Source organism: Streptomyces sp. NPDC001348, from assembly GCF_053597535.1.
In genome coordinates, this window is the sequence record NZ_JBSFIK010000076.1 from 1 (window position 1) to 21,935 (window position 21,935).

Genomic DNA, 21,935 nt, shown 5'->3' on the forward strand with positions numbered 1-21,935 from the left:
GTCCTCCAGCGACCACAGTCCAGCCACGTGCGCGGCGGCCAGCTCACCGATCGAATGCCCGGCCAGCACATCCGGCCGCACACCCCACGCCTCCAGCAGCCGGAACAGGGCCACTTCCAGCGCGAACAGCGCCGGCTGCGTGTAGCCGGTGTCGTCGATCCCGTCCCCGTCGAACATGACGTCTTTCAGGGGCCGTTCGAGATGCGTGTCCAGCGCCGCGCACACCTCGTCCAGCGCCGCGGCGAACACCGGGAAGGCGTCGTACAACTCCCGCCCCATCCCCGCCCGCTGACTCCCCTGCCCCGTGAACAGGAACGCCAGCGAACTCCCGGCCACCGACGGCACGACAGAACCGCTCGCCACCGCCTCCAGCCCCGCCAGCAGCCCCTCACGGTCACCGGCCACCACACCCGCCCGGTACGCGAAAGCCGACCGCCGCGTCACCAGCGACAAGCCCACATCAGCCGGGTCCAGTCCCGGGCGTTCGCTGACGTACTCCAGCAGACGGGCCGCCTGCGCCCGTACCGCCGCCGCCGTCCTGCCGGAGACGATCCACGGCACCACCGGCACCGCCGGCACCACAACGGGCTCCAAGGCCTCAGCGGGCTCCTCGGCCGGTGCCTCCTCGAGGATCACATGGGCGTTGGTGCCGCTGATGCCGAACGCCGAGACGGCGGCGCGGCGCGGGCGGGGGCCCACGGGCCAGGGGCGGTTCTCGGTGAGGAGTTCGACCGCGCCCGCCGACCAGTCCACGTGGGAGGTCGGGGTGTCGATGTGCAGCGAACGGGGCAGTACACCGGCGCGCAGCGCCTGCACCATCTTGATGACGCCCGCCGCGCCCGCCGCCGCCTGGGTGTGGCCGAGGTTGGACTTGACCGACCCCAGCCACAGCGGGGTGTCCGGGGAGCGGTCCTGGCCGTAGGTCGCGAGCAGTGCCTGCGCCTCGATCGGGTCGCCGAGGACGGTGCCGGTGCCGTGGGCCTCGACCGCGTCGACGTCGTGGGTGGACAGGCCGGCGCCCGCGAGCGCGTCGAGGACGACCTGCTGCTGCGAGGGGCCGCTGGGGGCGGTGAGACCGTTGCTCGCGCCGTCCTGGTTGATCGCCGAGCCGCGGACGACGGCCAGCACCCGGTGCCCGTTGCGGCGGGCGTCGGAGAGCCGTTCCAGCAGCAGGATGCCGACGCCCTCCGACCAGCCGGTGCCGTCGGCGGCCTCGGCGAAGGGCTTGCAGCGGCCGTCGGGGGCGAGGCCGCGCTGCCGGCTGAAGTCGACGAAGGTGTCCGGGGTGGCCATCACGGTGACGCCGCCGGCCAGGGCCAGGGCACACTCCCCCGCCCGCAGGGCCTGTGCCGCCAGGTGCAGCGTGACCAGGGAGGAGGAGCAGGCGGTGTCGACGGTGACGGCCGGGCCGGTCAGACCGAGGGCGTAGGAGACGCGGCCCGACAGGACGCTGCCGGCGGTGCCGGTGCCGAGGAAACCCTCGACCCCGTCGGGCAGGGCGGCACGGTCGGATCCGTAGTCGTGGTACATGACGCCCGCGTACACGCCGGTGCGGGTGCCGCGAGCGGCGGCCGGGTCGATCCCGGCGTGTTCGAAGGCCTCCCAGGACGTCTCCAGCAGCAGCCGCTGCTGGGGGTCCATGGCCAGGGCCTCGCGGGGGCTGATCCCGAAGAACGCGGCGTCGAACTCGCCTGCCGCGTCCAGGAATCCGCCCTCCTTGGCGTAGCTCTTGCCGACGGCGTTCGGGTCGGGGTCGTAGAGGTTGTCGGTGTCCCAGCCGCGGTCGTCGGGGAAGCCGCGCATGCCGTCGCCGCCGGCGGTGACGAGCCGCCACAGGTCGTCGGGGGAGGTGACGCCTCCGGGGTAGCGGCAGGCCATGCCGACGATGGCGATGGGCTCGCGGGTGCGGGACTCCAGGTCCTCGATGCGCCGCCGGGCCTGCATCAGGTCGGCGGTGGCCTTCTTCAGGTACTCGCGCAGCTTCTGCTCGCGGTCGCCGGAGGCTCCGGTGGGTCCAGTGGTTGCTGCCATGGTCGTTCAGCTCCCGGTCTCGCCGTCGAGGAGGGCGAAGAGTTCGTCGTCGGAGGCCTCTGCCAGGTCGCCGGCCGCCTGTGTCTCCGGTTGCGGTTCGGTGTCCTGCCAGCGGGCGAGCAGGGCCTGCAGCCGCACGGTGATCCGGGACCGGGTCAGCTGGTCCAGCTCCTGTGTGCCGATGAGGGGTTCGAGGTGGTCGAGGCCACGCAGCAGGGCGGTGGCGGGGTCGTCGTCGGCGGGCGCCAGTTCCTTGTGCAGGTGTGCGACGAGTTCGTGGGGCGTCGGGTAGTCGAAGACGAGCGTGGCGGGCAGCCGTACGCCGGTCTCGGCGGCGAGCGCGTTGCGGAACTCGACGGCGGTCAGCGAGTCGAACCCGAAGTCCTTGAAGGGCTTGTCGGCCTCGACGGCCTGGCTGTCGGGGAAACCGAGGACGGTGCGCACATGCCGGCGTACGAGGTCGAGGACGAGCGCGGCCCGCTTCTCCCGGTCGGGGATCGCGGCGAGCCGGTCGCGCAGCGCGGTACCGCCGGCCGCCGTACCGCCCGGGGCGGCCGTGCGGCGGGCGGGGACGCGGACGAGGGAACGCAGCAGGCCGGGCACGGCCCCGCTGAGTGACCGGGCGAGGGCGGGGACGTCGAGCCGGACGGGCACGGTGAGCGCACGGGGCCCGGTGACGGCCGCGTCGAGCAGGGCCAGGCCCTGTTCCGCACCGAGGGGCCGCAGTCCGGTGCGGGCCATGCGCTCCAGGTCGGTGTCGGTCAGCTCGGCGCCCATGCCGCCGCTGGCCGGGTCCCACAGGCCCCAGGCGAGGGACACGGCGGGGAGCCCGTGCGCGCGGCGGTGCGCGGCGAGGGCGTCCAACGAGGCGTTCGCGGCGGCGTAGTTGGCCTGCCCGGCACCGCCGAGGACACCGGCGGCCGACGAGAACAGCACGAAAGCCTCGAGTCCGGTGGTGAGTTCGTGGAGGTGACGGGCGGCGTCGGCCTTCGGGGCGAGGACGCGGCGCAGTTGTGCGGGGGTGAGCCGCCCGAGGGTCGCGTCGTCGACGACGCCGGCGGTGTGGACGACGGCGGTGACGCCGGGATGGGCGTCGAGCAGGGCGGCGAGGGCGTCCCGGTCGGCGACGTCGCACGCCGCCAGAGTGACCTCGGCGCCGGACTCCCGCAGGGCGTAGGCGAGTTCGGTGGCGCCGGGGGCGTCGGGTCCGCGTCGGCTGGTGAGCAGGAGGCTGCGCACCCCGTGGGTGGCCACCAGGTGGCGGGCGACCAGTGCGCCGAGGCCGCCGGTCCCGCCGGTGACCAGCACCGTCCCGGTGCCGGGCCACGCCGGTTCGCCGTCCGTCGCCGTGCTGTCCCGGACCAGCCGTGGGGCGAGCAGGTGGTCGTCCCGGACGGCCAGTTCGTCCTCGTCGGTGTCGAGGACGCGGGCGGGCAGCCCTTCGTCGTCCGCGCCGAGGTCGACGAGGAGCAGACGTCCCGGGTACTCGGTGCGGGCCGCCCGGACGAGTCCGGTGACGGCGGCCTGGCCGAGATCGGTGACGTCCTCCCCCTCGGCGGTGGCCACGGCACCCCGGGTGACGATCAGCAGCCGCTCCTCGGGCACAGCGTGCTCCAGCCACTCCTGGAGGGCTTCGAGCACGGCGGTCGCGGTCTCGGCGGCGGATCCCCCGGCCGGGGCGGCCAGCGCGGACCAGCCGGCCACCGGCAGTGCCTCCACCCGGCCGGGCTCGGACAGCGGCAGGGATTCCCGGGATGCGGTGCCCGGCTCCTCGACGGCGGTCCAGTCGACGCCGTACGCCGCGTCACCCACACCCGTCGCAGCGCCTCCGGCCGCCACGGGCACCGGACGCAGGGCCAGGGTGCCCACGGACAGCACCGGTCGCCCGTCCGCGTCGTCGGCGTCCAGGGTCACGGAGCCGGGCGTGCCGGCGGCGACCCGGACGCGCAGGGTGCGGGCGCCGGTGGCGTGCAGGGTGACGTCCGACCAGGAGAACGGCAGCCAGGCGGTTCCCGGCTCGGGCTCGGGCAGCAGTTCCCCGGCGGCGACCGCGTGCAGGGCCGCGTCGAGCAGGGCGGGGTGGATGCCGTACCCGTCGGTGTCGGTGTCCTCGGGTAGGACGACCTCGGCGTGCACCGCACCGTCGGCGTCGCGCCAGGCCCGCGTCAGGCCCCGGAAGAGGGGGCCGTACTCAAGGCCCACTGCGGCGAGTCCTGCGTAGAGGTGCTCGGTGTCGAGCGGCTGGGCGTCGGCGGGGGGCCACGCGACGCCGCCGGGGGCGTCCGGCTCGGGACCGTTCGCCGACAGGACGCCTTCGGCGTGGAGGGTCCAGGTGTCCGCGCCGTCGGGGCGGGAGTGGACGGTGACGGCCGGTTCGTCGCCTTCGCCGACGCGGACGCGCAGGGCGACGGCGCCGGTCTCCGGTACGACGAGGGGGGCGTGCAGGGTCAGGTCGCGGACGGTGCCACGGCCCACCTGGTCACCGGCGCGGACCGCGATCTCGACCAGCGCGGCACCCGGCACGACGACGGTGCCGTTCACGGCGTGCTCGGCCAGCCAGGACTGGGTGGCCAGGGACAGTCGACCGGTGAACAACGCCCCTTCCGTGTGCGGGAGTTCCACGGCGGCGCCCAGCAGCGGGTGGTTGCCCGATGCCAGACCGAAGTCGGTGGGCTCCCCAGAAGCCAGGGAGTTGCTGCGGAACCAGTAGGGGCGGTGCTGGAAGGGATAGGTGGGCAGGTCGACGGCCCGTCGGCCGGGACCGAAGTAGGCGGTCCAGTCGACCGACGGCATACGCGTGAGCGCTTCGACGAGGGCCTGGGGTTCGCCGCGGTCGCGGCGGAGGGCCGCAACGGCGCGGGGGTCGGCGACCATCGCGGTGAGCACGGCGTCGGGGCCGAGCTCCAGGAACGTACCGACGCCCTGGGCGTCGAGGGTGGCGACGGCGTCGGCGAAGCGCACGGCCTCGCGGACGTGCCGGACCCAGTACGACGGCCGGGAGAGCTCGTCGTACGACACCGCCGCGCCCGTCAGCGTCGACACGATCGGCACCGCAGGCTCTGCATAGTTCAGTTGGGCGGCGATCCGCTCGAACTCGGCGAGCACCGGCTCCATCAGCGGCGAGTGGAAGGCATGACTGACGGCCAGCTTCTTCGCCTTGCGCCCGGCGCCCGAGAAGTACGCGACCACCTCGTCCACGCCCGCCTCCGGACCGGACACGACGATCGCGGACGGGCCGTTCACGGCAGCGATACCGGTGCCCTCGGGCAGGACGGGCAGGACCTCGTCCTCGGTGGCCTGGACGGCGGCCATCGCACCGCCCGCCGGGAGCTGCTGCATCAACCGGCCACGAGCCGCCACCAATCTCGCCGCGTCCTCCAGCGACCACAATCCCGCCACATGCGCGGCGGCCAGCTCACCGATCGAATGCCCGGCCAGCACATCCGGCCGCACACCCCACGCCTCCAACAGCCGGAACAGGGCCACTTCCAGCGCGAACAGCGCCGGCTGCGTGTAACCGGTCTCGTCCAGCCCCTCCCCACCGAACATCACATCCCGCAGCGGACGCTCAAGATGTGTGTCCAGCGCGGCGCACACCTCGTCCAGCGCGGCCGCGAACACCGGGAACCCCGCATACAACTCCCGCCCCATCCCCGCCCGCTGACTCCCCTGCCCCGTGAACAGGAACGCCAACGGCCCCCGCCCGCTCACCGGCAGCGCAGCACCGCCCGCGACCGCATCGAGCCCGGCCAGCAGGCCCTCCCGGCCGCCGGCCACCACACCCGCCCGGTGGGCGAACGCCGACCGCCGGGTCACCAGCGAGAAGCCCACATCGGCGAGGTCCACCTCGGGGTGCCGTGCGGCGAGTTCGCGCAGCCGTCCGGCCTGTGCGCGTACCGCGTCCTCGGTCGCCCCGGAGACGATCCATGGCACCACCGGCAGCCCCAAAGGCTCCGAGGCCTCAGCGGGCTCCTCGGCCGGCGCCTCCTCCACGATCACGTGGGCGTTCGTGCCGCTGATCCCGAACGACGACACCCCGGCACGCCGGGTCCGCTCCCCCGCCCGCCACGGACGGGCCTCGGTCAGCAACTCGACCGCACCCGCAGACCAGTCCACGTGCGAGGTCGGCCGGTCGACGCCGAGTGTGGGCGGCAGTTTCTCGTGGCGGAGGGCGAGGACCATCTTGATGAGGCCCGCCATGCCGGCGGCGCCCTGGGTGTGGCCGAGGTTGGACTTGATCGAGCCGAGCCACAGCGGGGCGTCCGAGGGGCGGTCCTGGCCGTAGGTGGCGAGCAGGGCCTGTGCCTCGATCGGGTCGCCCAGCTTGGTGCCGGTGCCGTGGGCCTCCACCGCGTCGACCTGCTGCGGGGTGAGCCGGGCGGCGGCCAGGGCCTGGCGGATCACGCGCTGCTGGGAGGGGCCGTTGGGCGCGGTGAGGCCGTTGCTCGCGCCGTCCTGGTTGACCGCCGAGCCGCGCACCACCGCCAGCACGCGGTGCCCGTTGCGCCGGGCGTCCGACAGCCGTTCCAGGACGAGGACACCGACGCCCTCGGAGAGTCCCGTGCCGTCGGCGGCGTCGGCGAAGGCCTTGCAGCGGCCGTCGCGGGAGAGTCCGTCGGCGCGGCTGAACTCGAGGAACGTGCCGGCGGAGCCCATGACGGTGACCCCGCCGGCCAGGGCCAGGGTGCACTCCCCGCTGCGCAGCGCCTGGGCCGCGAGGTGGACCGCCACCAGCGAGGAGGAGCAGGCGGTGTCGATGGTGACGGAGGGGCCTTCCAGGCCGAGGGCGTAGGAGACGCGGCCCGACAGGACGCTCGCGGCGACGCCGGTCATCATGTGGCCGGCGATGGAGTCGGGCATGCGGGTCAGGCCGCGCAGGTAGTCGTTGCTGCTGACACCCGCGTAGACGGCGGTGCGGGTGCCGGCGAGGGTGTGCGGGTCGATCCCGGTCCGCTCCAGGGCCTCCCAGGAGGTCTCGAGGAGGACCCGCTGCTGCGGGTCCATGGCGAGGGCCTCCCGGGGGCTGATGCCGAAGAACTCGGCGTCGAAGCCGGCGGCGTCCTGGAGGAATCCGGCGCGCCGCCCGGAGTCGTCGTGGCCGTCGCTGGCGGCGAGCTGGTCCAGGGTCCAGCCGCGGTCGCGGGGGAAGGGGGACATGCCGTCGCGGCCGGCGTCGAGCATGGCCCACAGGTCCTCGGGCGAGCCGACGCCTCCGGGGAAGCGGCAGGCCATGCCGACGATCGCGATCGGCTCGTGTTCCCTCTCCTCGGCCTCGCGCAGCCGCCGACGGGTGTCGTGCAGGTCCGCTGCGACCCGCTTGAGCGTGTCGACCAGCTGTTTCTCGTCAGCCATTTGTTCCCTACTTCCCCTCTGATCCCCTCTGCGACGGCGGCGGGACCCCGTGTCAGATGCCGAGTTCGTCCGTGATGAAGGCCAGGACCTCGTCGGAGGAGGCGTCCTGCAGCCGTGCGCCCACGTCGTCCGTGCCGTCGGTGGTCGCGGTCCGCATGCTCTTGAAGCGGGCGAGCAGGTCCTCCAGCCTGGCCGTGACCGCCCGGTGTGCCTCGTCGTCGAGCGACGCGTCCGGCAGACGGCTCTCCAGCCGGTCGAGTTCGGCGAGGACGCCTTCGGCCGGGTCGGTCCGCTCCGGGGCCAGTTCGGCGTGGAGCAGACGGGCCAGGGCGAGCGGGGTCGGGTGGTCGAAGACGGCGGTGGCGGACAGCCGTATGCCGGTGGCGGCGGTGAGCCGGTTGCGGAACTCGACGGCGGTCAGCGAGTCGAAGCCGAGTTCCTTGAAGGAGCGGGTGGCGCCGACGGCCGAGGGGCCGGCGAAGCCGAGCACGGCCGCCGCGTACGACTGGACGAGGTCGAGCAGGGCCGTCTCCCAGCCGTCGGCGGGCAGGGTGGCCAGGCGGGCGCGCAGTGCCTCGCCGGGGCCGTCCGTGCCCTCCGCCGCCGCGGTGGCGGTGGCGGCGGCGTGCGCGGTGGGCCGGGCCTGGGCGCGGACCAGGCCGCGGTACAGGTGCGGTACGGGTGCGCCGTCGGCCGCGCCGCGCAGGGAGGCCGTGTTGAGGCCGATCGGCACGAGCTGCGGGTGGTCGTGGCCGTGGGCGCCGAGTGCGGCGTCCAGCAGGGCGAGGCCCTGCTCGGGGTCGAGCGGGCGGATGCCGGAGCGGGCGAGGCGGCCCAGGTCGGTGGTGTCGAGGTGGCCGGTCATGCCGCTGGGCTGCGCCCACAGGCCCCAGGCGAGCGAGACGGCGGGCAGGCCGTTCGCGCGCCGGTGGGCGGCGAGGCCGTCCAGGTAGGCGTTGGCGGCGGCGTAGTTGGCCTGTCCGGCGTTGCCGAGGACGCCCGCGGAGGAGGAGAACAGGACGAAGGCGTCCAGGTCGCGGTCGGCGGTCAGCTCGTGCAGGTGCTGGGCGGCGACGGCCTTCGGGGCGAGGACGGTCTCGAGTTTCTCCGGGGTGAGCCGGCCGAGGGTGGCGTCGTCGAGGACGCCGGCGGCGTGGACGACGGCGCGCGGGGTGTGCCGGTCCAGGAGGGCGGCGAGCGCGTCGCGGTCGGTGATGTCGCAGGCCTCCAGGGCCACGGACGTGCCCAGCTCGGCGAGTTCCTCGGCGAGTTCGGCGACGCCGGGGGCGCCGGGGCCGCGGCGGCCGACGAGGACGAGGCTGCGTACGCCGTGCTCGGTGGCCAGGTGGCGGGCGACGAGGGCGCCGAGGCCGCCGGTGCCGCCGGTGATGAGGACGGTGCCGTCGGGCGACCAGGCGGGCGCTTCGCCGGACCTGGTGGCCGCTTCGCCGGACCTGGTGGCCGCTTCGCCGGACTCGGTGGCCGGTGCGGCGGGTTCGGTGGCCGGTGCGGCGGGTTCGGTGCGGGTCAGGCGTGGCACGCGGATCTCGCCGTCGCGCAGTGCGAACTCGGGTTCGCCGGTGGCGAGGGCCGCCGCGAGCAGGGCGCGGGAGGGCACCTCGGTGCCGATGTCGGCGAGCACGATCCGGTCGGGGCTCTCGGTCTGCGCGGTGCGGACCAGCCCGTGTACGGCCGTCTGCGCGAGGTCGGCGATGTCCTCGCCGGGCACGGTGGAGACGGCGCCGCGGGTGACGACGACCAGGCGGGCCGTGTCGGTGCGCGGGTCGGACAGCCACACCTGGAGGTCGCCGAGGGTCTGCATCACGGCGTCGTCGACGGTGCTCTGCCAGTGCACGGGGGCCAGGACGGTGCTGATGCCGTCGTCGAGTTCCTCGGTGCTGAAGATCTCCGGGAGTCCCGGGAAGAGCGGGTCGTCCCCGAACACCGCCCAGTCGTCGGGTACTTCGGTCGTCTCGGGGGCGGGCAGGGCGGTCCACTCGACGTGGAAGAGGGTGTCGCGGAACGGGTTGCCGGCCGTCCTGGACAGCTGGGCCAGTGCGTCGGCGGGCAGTGGGCGCAGGCCGAGCGTTTCGACGGTGGCGACGGGCGCGCCGGCGGTGTCGGCGACGGTGACGGACACCGCGTCCTCCCCCGCGGCGGCGATCCGCACCCGCAGGGCCGCGGCGCCGGCGCTGTGCAGGGTCACCCCGGACCAGTTGAACGGCAACCAGGGACCGCCGTCGCCCGCGTCGAGGAACCCACCGAGGGCGATGGCGTGCAGGGCGGAGTCGAGCAGGGCCGGGTGGAGGCCGAACTCGGCTGCCTGGGCTGCGTTTTCGAGGGGCAGGGCGACCTCGGCGTACAGGGCGTCGGCGGTGCGCCAGGCGGAGCGCAGGCCGCGGAAGGCGGGCCCGTAGTCCAGGCCGAGGGCGCCGAGGTCGGCGTACAGCCGGGAGGTGTCGACGCTCTCCGCGTCGGCGGGCGGCCAGGCGGCCAGGTGCTCCGCGGTGGTGTCCGGCTGCCGGGTGAGCAGGCCGGTGGCGTGCCGGGTCCAGGGGTCGTCGGCGGTGGCGTCGGCGGGCCGCGAGTACACGGTCACGGTACAGCCGTCCTCGCCGCTGCCCGCGACCACGACGCGCAGGTGCACCTCGGCCTTGTCGGGCAGGACGAGCGGTGCCTCCAGGGTGAGGTCGGCCAGGTTCGGATGGCCGGCCTCGTCGCCGGCGCGGACGGCCATCTCCAGCAGCGCGGTGCCGGGGACGACGACGGTGGAGCCGACGGCGTGGTCGGCGAGCCAGGGCTGCGCGGCCAGGGACAGGCGCCCGGTGAGGACCAGTCCGCCGTCGCCGGGCAGGGTGACGGCCGCGCCGAGCAGCGGGTGCCCGGCGTCCGCCTGGCCGACGGAGCCGGGGTCGGCGGGGGCCGCGCTGGTCGGCTCCAGCCAGTACCGCTCGCCCTGGAACGGGTAGGTCGGCAGGGGCACCCGGCCGGTGGCGCGGCCGGCGAACACGGCGTCCCAGTCGGGGCGCACGCCGTGCGCGACGAGCCGGCCGAGGGAGGTGAGGACGCGGGCGGTGCCGCCGTCGTCGCGGCGCAGGGTGCCGGTGACGACGGCGGTGTCGGCGCCGGCGTCGGCGAGGGTGTCGGTGAGGCCGACGGTCAGCACGGGGTGCGGGGAGCACTCGACGAACACGGTGTGACCGCTGTCGGCGAGGGCACGGACGGCGGGTTCGAAGCGGACGGTGTGCCGCAGGTTGCGGTGCCAGTACGTGGCGTCCATCTCGTGCCCGTCGATGAGCCGGTCCTCGAGGGTGGAGTGCAGCGGCACGCGTCCGGCGCGGGGGCGTACGGGGGCGAGGATCTCCTGAAGTTCCTCGCGCAGGGACTCGACGTGCGCGGAGTGGGAGGCGTAGTCGACGGGGATGCGGCGGGCGCGGACGCCGTCGTTCTCGCAGGTCTCCAGCAGGGCGTCGAGGGCGTCCGGGTCGCCGGATACGACGGTGGAGGCGGGCCCGTTGACGGCGGCGACGGAGATCTGGTCCGGCCACCGCTCGAGGAGTTCCTCGACGCGGGCGGCGGGCAGGGGTACGGACACCATGCCGCCGGTGCCGGCGAGCCTGACCAGGGCGCGGCTGCGCAGGGTGACGACGCGGGCGGCGTCCTCGACGCTGAGCGCGCCGGCCACGCAGGCGGCGGCGATCTCGCCCTGGGAGTGGCCGACGACGGCGGACGGTACGACGCCGAGGGACTCCCACAGCGCGGCCAGGGACACCATCACGGCCCACAGGGCGGGCTGGACGACGTCCACGCGTTCCAGTGCGGCGGCGCCGTCGGTTCCGCGCAGCACGTCGAGCAGCGACCAGTCGGTGTGGGCGTCGACGGCGGCGGCGCACTCCTCGATCCGCGCCCGGAACACCTCGGAGGTGGCCATGAGGTCGCGGGCCATGCCGGCCCACTGTGAGCCCTGGCCGGGGAAGACGAACACGGTCTTGCCGACGGGTCCGGCGAGTCCTTCCTCGACCCCGGCGGCGGGTGTGCCGTCGGCGAGGTCGGTGAGGCCCTGCAGGAGCTGGGTGCCGTCGTCGCCGACCAGTACGGCCCGGTACTCGAACGGGGTGCGGGTGGTGGCCAGGGAGTGGCCGACGCGGGCCAGTCCGGCGGCGTCGAGGTCCTGCCCGGCGAGCTGCTCGCGCAGTCGGCGAGCCTGCTCGCGCAGTGCCTCGGGGGTGCGGGCGGTCAGCAGCCACGGCACGGGACCGGCCGGCTGCTCCGGCTGCTCCGGCTGCTCCGGTACGGCGATGGGGGCGGGGGCCTCTTCGAGGATGACGTGGGCGTTGGTACCGCTGAAGCCGAACGCGGACACACCGGCCCGGCGCGGTGCCCCGGCGCGGCGCGGCCAGGGCCGGGCGTCGGTGAGCAGGCGTACGGCACCGGCCTCCCAGTCGATGTGCGAGCTGGGCTCGTCGACGTGCAGGGTGGCGGGCAGCTCCTCGTGGCCGAGGGCCTCGACCATCTTGATGACCCCGGCGATGCCCGCGGCGGCCTGGGTGTGGCCGAGGTTGGACTTCACCGACCCGAGCCACAGCGGGGTGTCCGGGGAGCGGTCCTGCCCGTAGGTGGCGAGGAGGGCCTGGGCCTCGATGGGGTCGCCCAGTTTCGTGCCGGTGCCGTGCGCCTCGACGGCGTCGACGTCGGCGGGCGCGAGGCCGGCGGTGGCGAGGGCCTGCCGGATGACGCGCTGCTGGGAGGGGCCGTTGGGGGCGGTGAGACCGTTGCTGGCGCCGTCCTGGTTGAGGGCGCTGGCGCGGACGACGGCCAGGATGTCATGGCCGTGGCGCTGCGCGTCGGACAGCCGTTCCACGAGGACCATGCCGACGCCCTCGGCCCACCCGGTGCCGTCGGCGGACTCGGCGAAGGCCTTGCAGCGGCCGTCGGCGGCGAGGCCGCGCTGCCGGCTGAAGTCGACGAAGGTGTCCGGGGTGGCCATCACGGTGACGCCGCCGGCCAGTGCCAGGTCGCACTCGCCGCGCTGCAGGGCCTGGACGGCCATGTGCAGGGCGACCAGGGACGAGGAGCAGGCGGTGTCGACGGTGACGGCGGGCCCTTCGAGGCCGAGGACGTAGGAGATACGGCCGGAGGCGACACCGCCGGAGGTGCCGGTGCCGAGGAAGCCCTCGACGCCGTCGGGCAGATGGCTGTATCCGGCGCCGTTGCCGTAGTCGTGGTAGATCAGGCCGGCGAAGACGCCGGTGCTGCTGCCGCGCAGGGTGTGCGGGTCGAGTCCGGCGCGCTCCAGGGCTTCCCAGGACGTCTCGAGGAGCAACCGCTGCTGCGGGTCCATGGCGAGGGCCTCGCGGGGGCTGATGCCGAAGAAGGAGGCGTCGAACAGCGGGGCGTCGGGCAGGAAGCCGCCCTGGTCGGTGTAGCTGGTGCCGGGGCGTTCGCCGGTCGGGTCGACCACGGCCTCGATGTCCCAGCCGCGGTCGTCGGGCATGGCGCCCATGGCGTCGGCGCGGCCGGCGAGCAGCCGCCACAGGTCCTCGGGCGAGCGGACACCGCCGGGGAAGCGGCACGCCATGGAGACGACGGCGATGGGCTCGTCCGTGCCGAGGGTCGTGCCGGTGGTCCGGGTCTCGGCGGGCAGCGAGCCGACGAGTTCCTCGCGCAGGTAGCCGGCGAGGGCTTCGGGTGCCGGGTAGTCGAAGACCAGGGTGGCGGGCAGGCGCAGTCCGCAGGCCGCGGCGAGCCGGTTGCGGAACTCGACGCCGGTGAGCGAGTCGAAGCCCAGGTCCTTGAAGGCCTGGGTGACGTCGACGGCTTCGGGCGCCGAGTGGCCGAGGACCGCCGCGGCGTGGGTGCGGACGACGTCCAGCAGCAGCGCCTGCTGCTCGTCGGCGCCGAGCCCGCCGAGCCGCGCCGCCAACTCGCCGCCGCCGGAGGTCTTCCCGGCGGCGCGGGCGGCGCGCCGTGCCGGAGTGCGCACCAGGGCGCGCAGCAGTTCGGGCACCTCCTCGGGCGCCGCGGACGCGGGCAGGTCCAGGTGCATGGGTACGAGCGCGGGGTGCGGCAGGGTGAGCGCGGTGTCGTACAGGGCGAGGCCCTCGTCGCCGGTGAGCGCGGCGGCGCCGGAGCGGGCCATCCGGGCGCGCTCGGCCTCGTCCAGGTTCTCCGCCATGCCGCCGCCCTCGGCGGCCCACAGTCCCCAGCCGAGCGAGAGGGCCGGCAGGCCCTGGGCGCGCCGGTGGGCGGCGAGGGAGTCCAGGTAGGCGTTGGCGCCGGCGTAGTTGGCCTGCCCCGGATTGCCGAAGGTGCCGGCGGCGGAGGAGAACAGCACGAACGCGGAAAGGTCGGCGAGCCGGGTCAGCTCGTGCAGGTTCCGGGCGGCGTCCGCCTTCGGCGCGAGGACCCTGTCCAGCCGCTCCGGGGTGAGCGAGCCGAGGACACCGTCGTCGAGGACCCCGGCGACGTGCACGACCGCGGTCAGCGGGTGCGCCTCGGGTACGGCGGCCAGGACGGCGGCCACGGCGTCCCGGTCGGCGGTGTCGCAGGCGACGAGGTCCACCTCCGCGCCCAGTGCGCGGATCGCGTCGGCGAGTTCTTCGGCGCCGGGCGCCCGGTCACCGCGCCGGCTGGCCAGCAGCAGCCGCCGTACACCGTGCCCGGCGACCAGGTGCCGGGCGAGCAGCCCGCCGAGCGCGCCGGTCGCGCCGGTGACGAGGACGGTGCCGTCCGGGTTCAGCGGCGTGGGCACGGTCAGCACCAGTTTGCCGGTGTGCCGGGCCTGGCCCATGACGCGCAGCGCCTCCGGGGCCTCGCGCACGTCCCACGCGGTGACCGGCAGCGGACGCAGCGCGCCGCTCTCGAACAGGGCGAGCAGTGCGTCGTACATCTCCTGGATCCGGTCGGGCCCGGCGTCCATGACGTCGAACGCCCGGTACACGACGCCCGGATGCGCGCCGGCGACCGCGTCGGCTTCCCGGATGTCGGTCTTGCCCATCTCGACGAACCGGCCGCCGCGTGGCAGCAGTCGCAGCGAGGCGTCCACGAACTCCCTGGCCAGGGAGTCGAGTACGACGTCCATGCCGCGTCCGGCGGTGGCCTCGAGGAAGTGCTGCTCGAACTCCAGGGTGCGGGAGTTGGCGATGCGGTCCTCGTCGACGCCGAGGGCGCGGACGGCGGCCCACTTGGCTGGGCTGGCCGTGCCGTACACCTCGGCGCCGAGGTGCCGGGCGAGCTGGACGGCGGCGGTGCCGACACCGCCGGCGGCGGCGTGCACCAGGACGGACTCGCCGGAGGTGAGGCCGGCCAGGTCGACCAGCGCGTAGTAGGCGGTCAGGTAGACGACGGGCGCGGCGGCGGCCTCGGCGAACGTCCACGTGGACGGCATCGCGGAGACCAGCCGGTGGTCGACGACCGCCAGGGGCCCGAACGCCCCGGAGAACAGGCCCATCACCCGGTCCCCGACGGTGAACCGGTCCACGCCCGGACCGACCTCCACCACGACACCGGCCGCTTCCAGGCCGAGCCGTCCGGCGTCGCCCGGGTACATCCCGAGGACGTTCATGACGTCGCGGAAGTTGACGCCGGCGGCCCGGATCGCGACCCGGATCTGCCCCTCGGTGAGCGGGGCGGCGGCCTCGGGGAAGTCCGCGACGTAGAGGCTGTCCAGGGTGCCGGTGGGGGTGAAGTCGAGCCGCCAGGGAGCGTCGCCGTCGGGCAGGCTCAGTTCGGCGCCGACGTCACGGACGAGCCGGGGTGCCAGCGTCTGCCCGGCCCGGAGGGCGAGTTGGGGTTCCTCGCTGCCGGTGAGGGCGGGCAGCAGGGCGTCGGCGGACTCGGCGGAGGTGTCGAGGTCGACCAGGACGATCCGCCCGGGGTGCTCGGACTGGGCGGACCGGGCGAGGCCCACCACGGCGGCGGCCGCCGGGTCGGGCACCCGGTCGCCGGCCACTGCGGCCACGGCACCGGAGGTGACGAGCACGAGCCGGGCGCCGTCGGGCCGGGCGCCCTGCAGCCACTCCTGGACGAGCTCCAGGGCTCGGTGGACGGCGTCACGCGGGTCGAGACCGCCGGTGTCGAAGGTGGCGAAGGTCAGCTCGGAGTCGTCGCCGGCGTCGGCGAGCCGTCCCCCCGCCTGCCCGACCAGATCGACGAGTCCGAGCGGGTCCGGTCCGACGACATGGCAGGTGACGGGCCCGGTGCTGGTGCCGGTGTTGGTGACGGCCGGGGTGGTCTTCTGCCAGTCCAGCCGGAACAGCGAGTCGTGCGTCCGCGCCGCCGCGGGCGTGGTGGGCAGGGCACGTAGGACCAGGGAGCCGACGGTGGCGACGGGCGCCCCGGCCGGGTCCGCGAGTTCGATCCGGTATCCCGTGCCCTCGGCCGCGACACGCACCCGCAGCGCGGAGGCACCGGCCGCGTGCAGCGCGAAGTCCGTCCAGGAGAAGGGAAGTCGCGCACCCTCGGTGTCGGTGTCCAGCAGGCCGATGGCGTGCAGGGCGGCGTCCAGGAGCGCCGGGTGGATGCCGTAGCCCTGGGTGTCGGTGCCCTCGGGCAGCGCCACCTCTGCGTAGACGGTGCCTTCGGCCGCCCGCCAGGCGGCGGTCACGCCCTGGAACAGGGGGCCGTACTCCAGTCCGATGCCGGCCAGGTCGTCGTACAGGCCGCTGGTGTCGACCGGTTCGGCACCGGCCGGGGGCCAGGAGGTGAGGTCGGCGCCGGGCCGGACGGGGTCGGCGGCCAGGGCGCCCTCGGCGTGCAGCGTCCAGGCCTCTTCGCCCTCGGGGCGGGAGTGGACGGTCACGGCGGGCTCGTCGCCCTCGCCGAACCGGACGCCGACGCGCAGCGCGACACCGCCGCGCTCGTCGAGCACCAGCGGGGCGTGGAGGGTCAGGTCGCGGACGGTGCCGCGACCGACCTGGTCACCGGCGCGTACGGCGATCTCGACGAGCGCGGCACCGGGCACGACGACGGTGCCGTTCACGGCGTGCTCGGCCAGCCACGGGTGCGTGGCCAGGGACAGCCGGCCGGTGAACAGCACCCCCTCCGTGTCCGGCAGTTCCATGGCGCCGGCGAGAATCCGGTGCCCCGCCGCGGTCAGGCCGATCCCGGCCGCGTCCGTCGCGGCGTACGGGCCGGTCGTCGGCCAGTACCTGCTGTGCTGGAAGGCGTAGGTCGGCAGATCGACGTGCCGTACGGCGGTGTCGGCGTAGAAGGCCTGCCAGCTCACCTCGCCGCCGGCGCAGTGCAGCCGGGTGAGGGCCTCGACGAGGGCCTGGGGTTCGCCGCGGTCGCGGCGCAGGGCCGGGACGGCCCGGGGGTCGGCGACCATCGGGGTCAGGGCGGCGTCGGGGCCGAGCTCCAGGAAGGTGCCGACGCCCTGGGCGTCGAGGGTGGTGACGGCGTCGGCGAAGCGGACGGCTTCGCGGACGTGCCGGACCCAGTACGACGGCCGGGACAGGTCCTCGTAGGACACCGGGTCACCGGTGAGCGTCGACACGATCGGCAGGGTGGGCTCGCCGTAGGTGAGTTGGGTGGCGATCTGCTCGAACTCGGCGAGCATCGGCTCCATCAGCGGGGAGTGGAAGGCATGGCTGACGGTCAGCTTCTTCGCCTTGCGCCCGGCGCCCGAGAAGTGCGCGACCACCTCGTCCACGCCCGCCTCCGGACCGGAGACGACGATCGCGGAGGGGCCGTTGACGGCAGCGATCCCCGTGCCGGCGGGCAGAACCGGCAGGACCTCGTCCTCGGTGGCCTGTACGGCGGCCATCGCACCCCCGGCCGGGAGCTGCTGCATCAGGCGGCCACGGGCGGCCACCAGCTTCGCCGCGTCCTCCAGCGACCACAGTCCGGCGACATGCGCGGCGGCCAGCTCACCGATCGAATGCCCGGCCAGCACATCCGGCCGCACACCCCAGGCTTCGAGCAGCCGGAACAGGGCCACTTCCAGCGCGAACAGCGCGGGCTGGGTGTAGCCGGTGTCGTCGATCCCGTCCCCGTCGAACATGACGTCTTTCAGGGGCCGTTCGAGATGCGTGTCCAGCGCCGCGCACACCTCGTCCAGCGCCGCGGCGAACACCGGGAAGGCGTCGTACAGCTCCCGCCCCATCCCCGCCCGCTGGCTCCCCTGCCCCGTGAACAGGAACGCGGTCGTGCCGCCCTTCGCGACGGTCGGGTCCTCGCGGGTGAGTGCCTCCAGGCCGGCCAGCAGAGCGTCGCGGTCGGCGGCCACGGTGCCGGCGCGGTACGGCAGCGCCGAGCGGCCGGTGGCCAGGGCGCGGCCGATGCCGGCCGGGTCCAGCTCCGGGTGGGCGGTGGCGAAGTCCAGCAGGCGGGCGGCCTGGGCGCGGACGGCCTCGGCGGTCCTGCCGGAGACCACCCAGGGGACGACCGGCAGGGCAGCCGCATCGGCGGCCTCCGCCGGCTCCTCGGCCGGTGCCTCCTCGATGATGACGTGGGCGTTGGTGCCGCTGATCCCGAAGGAGGAGACGCCCGCGCGCCGGGTCCGCTCCCCCGCCTGCCAGGGCCGGGCCTCGGTGAGCAGCTCGACCGCGCCCTCCGACCAGTCCACGTGCGAGGACGGGGTGTCGACGTGCAGGGTGCGCGGCAGTTCCTCGTTGCGCAGGGCGAGGACCATCTTGATGATCCCGGCGACACCCGCGGCGGCCTGGGTGTGGCCGAGGTTGGACTTGACCGACCCCAGCCACAGTGGGGCGTCCGAGGGGCGGTCCTGGCCGTAGGTGGCGAGCAGGGCCTGTGCCTCGATCGGGTCGCCCAGCTTGGTGCCGGTGCCGTGGGCCTCCACGACGTCGACCTGGTCGGAGGAGAGGCGGGCGGCGGCGAGGGCCTGTCGGATGACGCGCTGCTGGGAGGGGCCGTTGGGGGCGGTCAGACCGTTGCTGGCGCCGTCCTGGTTGATGGCCGAGCCCCGGACCACCGCGAGCACCCGGTGGCCGTTGCGGCGGGCGTCGGAGAGTTTCTCGAGGACGAGCATGCCGACGCCCTCGCCCCAGCCGGTGCCGTCGGCGGCCTCGGCGAACGGCTTGCAGCGCCCGTCGGGGGCCAGCCCCCGCTGCCGGCTGAAGTCGACGAAGGTGTCCGGGGTCGCCATGACGGTGACACCGCCGGCCAGGGCCAGCGTGCACTCGCCGCCGCGCAGCGCCTGTGCGGCCAGGTGGACGGCCACCAGGGACGAGGAGCAGGCGGTGTCGACGGTGACGGCGGGGCCTTCGAGGCCGAACGCGTACGACACCCGGCCGGAAGCGATGCTGCCGCCGACGCCGAGGAACCCCTCCAGGTCGTCGGTGGCGCGTTCCAGCACCTCGCTGTAGTCGTGGTACATGACGCCGGCGAAGACGCCGGTGGCACTGCCACGCACGGCGGCCGGGTCGATCCCGGCCCGCTCGAACGCCTCCCACGACGTCTCCAGCAGCAGCCGGTGCTGTGGGTCCATGGCCAGCGCCTCGCGCGGGCTGATCCCGAAGAAGCCGGGGTCGAACTCGGCGGCCTGGGTGAGGAAGCCGCCTTCGACGGAATAGGTGCGGCCGGCCGCGTCGGGGTCGGGGTCGTACAGGTTCTCCGTGTCCCAGCCGCGGTCCTCGGGGAACCGGCTGATGGCGTCACCGCCGGAGGCCAGCAGCCGCCACAGGTCCTCGGGCGAGTCGACGCCCCCTGGGTAGCGGCAGGCCATGCCGACGATGGCGATCGGCTCGTGGGCGGAGGCGGTCAGGCGGCGGTTCTGCTCGCGCAGCCGCTCGGTCTCCTTCAGCGACGCCCGGAGAGCTTCGACGATCTTCTCGTTCTGTGCAGACACCTTCTGTCCAGACACCTGTTACCTCATCCAATCCGCGTCGCGCGTCGTCAGCCGCGTCATCAGAAGTCCGATCCTTCGAGCGCCATCGAGATGAGGCTCTCGGCATCCATGTCGTCGATGTCGCCGGCACTCGCCCCGGCCGGGCCGGCCGGGTCGTCCACCGACAGGGGCGCCCCCGTGGACTCGGGGCGGTGGCCCGCGAGTTCGAGCAGCGCGTCCAGCAGGCCGGCGTCCCTGAGCCGGGCCAGCGGTATGGCCCGCAGGGTCGCCCGGACCCTCTCCTCGTACGCCGTGTCACCGGTACCGGCGGCGTCCTCGGGGACCAGTTGCCCGAGCAGGAATCCGGCGAGTTCGGCCGGGGTCGGGTAGTCGAAGACGAGCGTCGCCGGCAGCCGGGCCCCCGCCTCCGCACCCAGGGCGTTGCGCAGTTCGACCGCGGTGAGCGAGTCGAACCCGAGCTCCTTGAAGGGCTTGTCCGGCGTGATCTCCGGGGCTCCGGCGCCGCCGGCCGTACCGAGGACGGCGGCGACGTGCCGGTTGACCACGTCGAGGACCAGCCGCTGCCGGTCGGGCCCGGCGAGCCCCGCCAGCCGCTGCGCCAGCTCCGGTCCGCCCGCCGCCCCGCTGCCGGCGACGGTGGCCCGGCGTGCGGCGGCCGGCCGTACCAACTGGGAGAACAGCGGCGGTACTCGGTCTCCGGCCGTGCGGGCGAGCACGGGCAGGTCGAGTCCGGCCGGAACCAGCGTCGCGTGGTCCGCCGCGACCGCCGCGTCCAGCAGGGCCAGGCCTTCCGCCACCTCGAGGGGGCGGACACCGGACCGCGCCATACGGTCGACGTCGGCGTCGGTGAGGGCGGCGCCCATTCCGCCGGCCTCCGATGCCCACAGTCCCCAGGCGAGGGAGGTCGCGGGCAACCCCTGGGCGCGGCGCTCGGCGGCGAGGGCGTCCAGGGCGGCGTTGGCGGCCGCGTAGGCGCCCTGGCCAGGGCCGCCGAGCACACCGGCGGCCGAGGAGTAGAGCACGAAGGCGTCCAGCCGGTGCCCGGCCGTCAGCTCGTGCAGGTGCCGGGCCGCGTCGGCCTTGGGGGCCCGAAGCGCGTCCAGCGTCTCAGGGGTGAGCGAGGCGATCGTCGCGTCCCGCACCACGCCCGCGGTGTGGACGACGGCGGTGATGTCGGGGTGCGCGGCGAGGAGCCCGGCGAGGGCGGCGCCGTCGGTGACGTCGCAGGCGACGGTCTCCACCCGGGCGCCCAAGCCCTTCAACTCGGCGGCGAGTTCCGGGGCGCCGGGTGCGTCGGGGCCGCGCCGGCTGGTGAGCAGCAGGCTGCGCACACCGTGGCCGGTGACCAGGTGGCGTGCGGTGAGGGCGCCGAGGCCGCCGGTGCCGCCGGTGATGAGGGTGGTTCCGGTGGTGGGCCAGGCGGCCGTGGCCGCGGGCGTCTCCCGGGCCAGGCGGGGAGCCTCGAACCGGCCGCTGATGTAGGAGAGTTCGGGCTCGTCGGCCGGAATGCGCCCGGGCAGGCCCTCGGCCGTGTCGAGGAGGGTGACCCTCTCGGGGTGTTCGGCCTGGGCGGCTCGGACCAGGCCGCGGATGGCGGACTGCTCGGGGTCGGTGGCCGCCTCGCGGGTGACCACGAGCAGGCTGTCCTCGCCCGCCAGGTGGTCCTGGAGCTTCGGGAGCAGACCGGCGGCCGTCGGGGCCTGGAGCATTGTGTACGACTCGGTGGGCTCGCTCGGCTCCCCGGCCACCGGAACCCAGTCGACCCGGTACAGGTCGCGGACGCCCGCGGCCTGAGCCGCCAGCGGACGCAGGGCCAGCGCCCGCACGCCGGCCACCGGGGAACCGGCCGGGTCGGCGGCGTCGATCCGGAACCCGGAGCCGGAACGGACGATACGGACCCGCACCGCCGAGGCGCCGGTGGCGTGCAGAGCGAAGTCGCTCCATGAGAAAGGGAGTTGCGCGGTGTCGTCCTGGTCGTCCAGCAGGCTGACGGCGTGCAGGGAGGCGTCGAGGAGCGCCGGATGGATGCCGTACCCGTCCGTGCCCGTGCCCTCGGGGAGAGAGACCTCGGCATACACCGTGTCGTCCCCGTTCCGCCAGACCGCCGTGGCGCCCTGGAAGAGGGGGCCGTACTCCAGTCCCATGGCCGACAGGTCGTCGTACAGGCTGCTGATGTCGACGGGGGCCGCACCGGCCGGGGGCCAGACGGTGAGGTCGGTGGCGGGTTCGACGGTCTCGGAGGAGAGGACGCCTTCCGCGTGCAGGGTCCAGGTGTCCTCGCCGTCGGGACGGGAGTGGACGGCCAGCGTCGGTTCGTCGCCGTCTCCGACGCGGACGCGCAGAGCCACAGCGCCCTCGGCCGGTACGACGAGGGGGGCGTGGAGGGTCAGGTCGCGGACGGTGCCGCGACCGACCTGGTCACCGGCGCGTACGGCGATCTCGACGAGCGCGGCGCCGGGCACGATGACGGTGCCGTTCACGGCGTGCTCGGCCAGCCAGGCGTGGGTGGCCAGGGACAACCGACCGGTGAACAACACCCCTTCCGCGTCCGGCAGTTCCACCGCCGCGCTCAGCAGCGGGTGCTCGGCGTCCGTCTGACCGAAGCCCGTGGCCGTACCCGCGCCCGTGTCCGCGAGCCAGTAACTCCCGTGCTGGAAGGCGTAGGTCGGCAGGTCCACGGCCAGGCTGCCGGTCTCCGCGAAGTAGGCGGTCCAGTCGACGACCGGCATACGCGTGAGCGCTT

The 21,935-nt window shown here is 74.8% G+C and carries 4 protein-coding genes; all 4 read right to left on the reverse strand.

What is annotated here, in order from left to right:
* On the reverse strand, positions 1 to 2,031 hold a 2,031-nt coding region (locus ACWC21_RS40700), incomplete at its 3' end, for a type I polyketide synthase (RefSeq protein ID WP_450889806.1).
* 6 nt (positions 2,032 to 2,037) lie between these two features.
* A complete protein-coding gene (locus ACWC21_RS40705; protein ID WP_450889808.1) occupies positions 2,038 to 7,383 on the reverse strand; it encodes a type I polyketide synthase in 5,346 nt (1,781 codons plus the stop codon).
* A 52-nt stretch (positions 7,384 to 7,435) separates the two neighbouring features.
* Positions 7,436 to 19,192 (reverse strand): SDR family NAD(P)-dependent oxidoreductase, encoded by an 11,757-nt coding sequence (locus ACWC21_RS40710; protein ID WP_450889810.1) that lies wholly within the window; start codon positions 19,190 to 19,192, stop codon positions 7,436 to 7,438.
* Between the two features lie 59 nt (positions 19,193 to 19,251).
* On the reverse strand, positions 19,252 to 21,935 hold a 2,684-nt coding region (locus ACWC21_RS40715), incomplete at its 5' end, for a type I polyketide synthase (protein WP_450889812.1).

Coding starts and splice junctions, on each gene's coding strand:
- ACWC21_RS40705 (WP_450889808.1), bottom strand. CDS start 7,383: ATGGCTGACGAGAAACAGCTGGTCGACACGCTCAAGCGGGTCGCAGCG.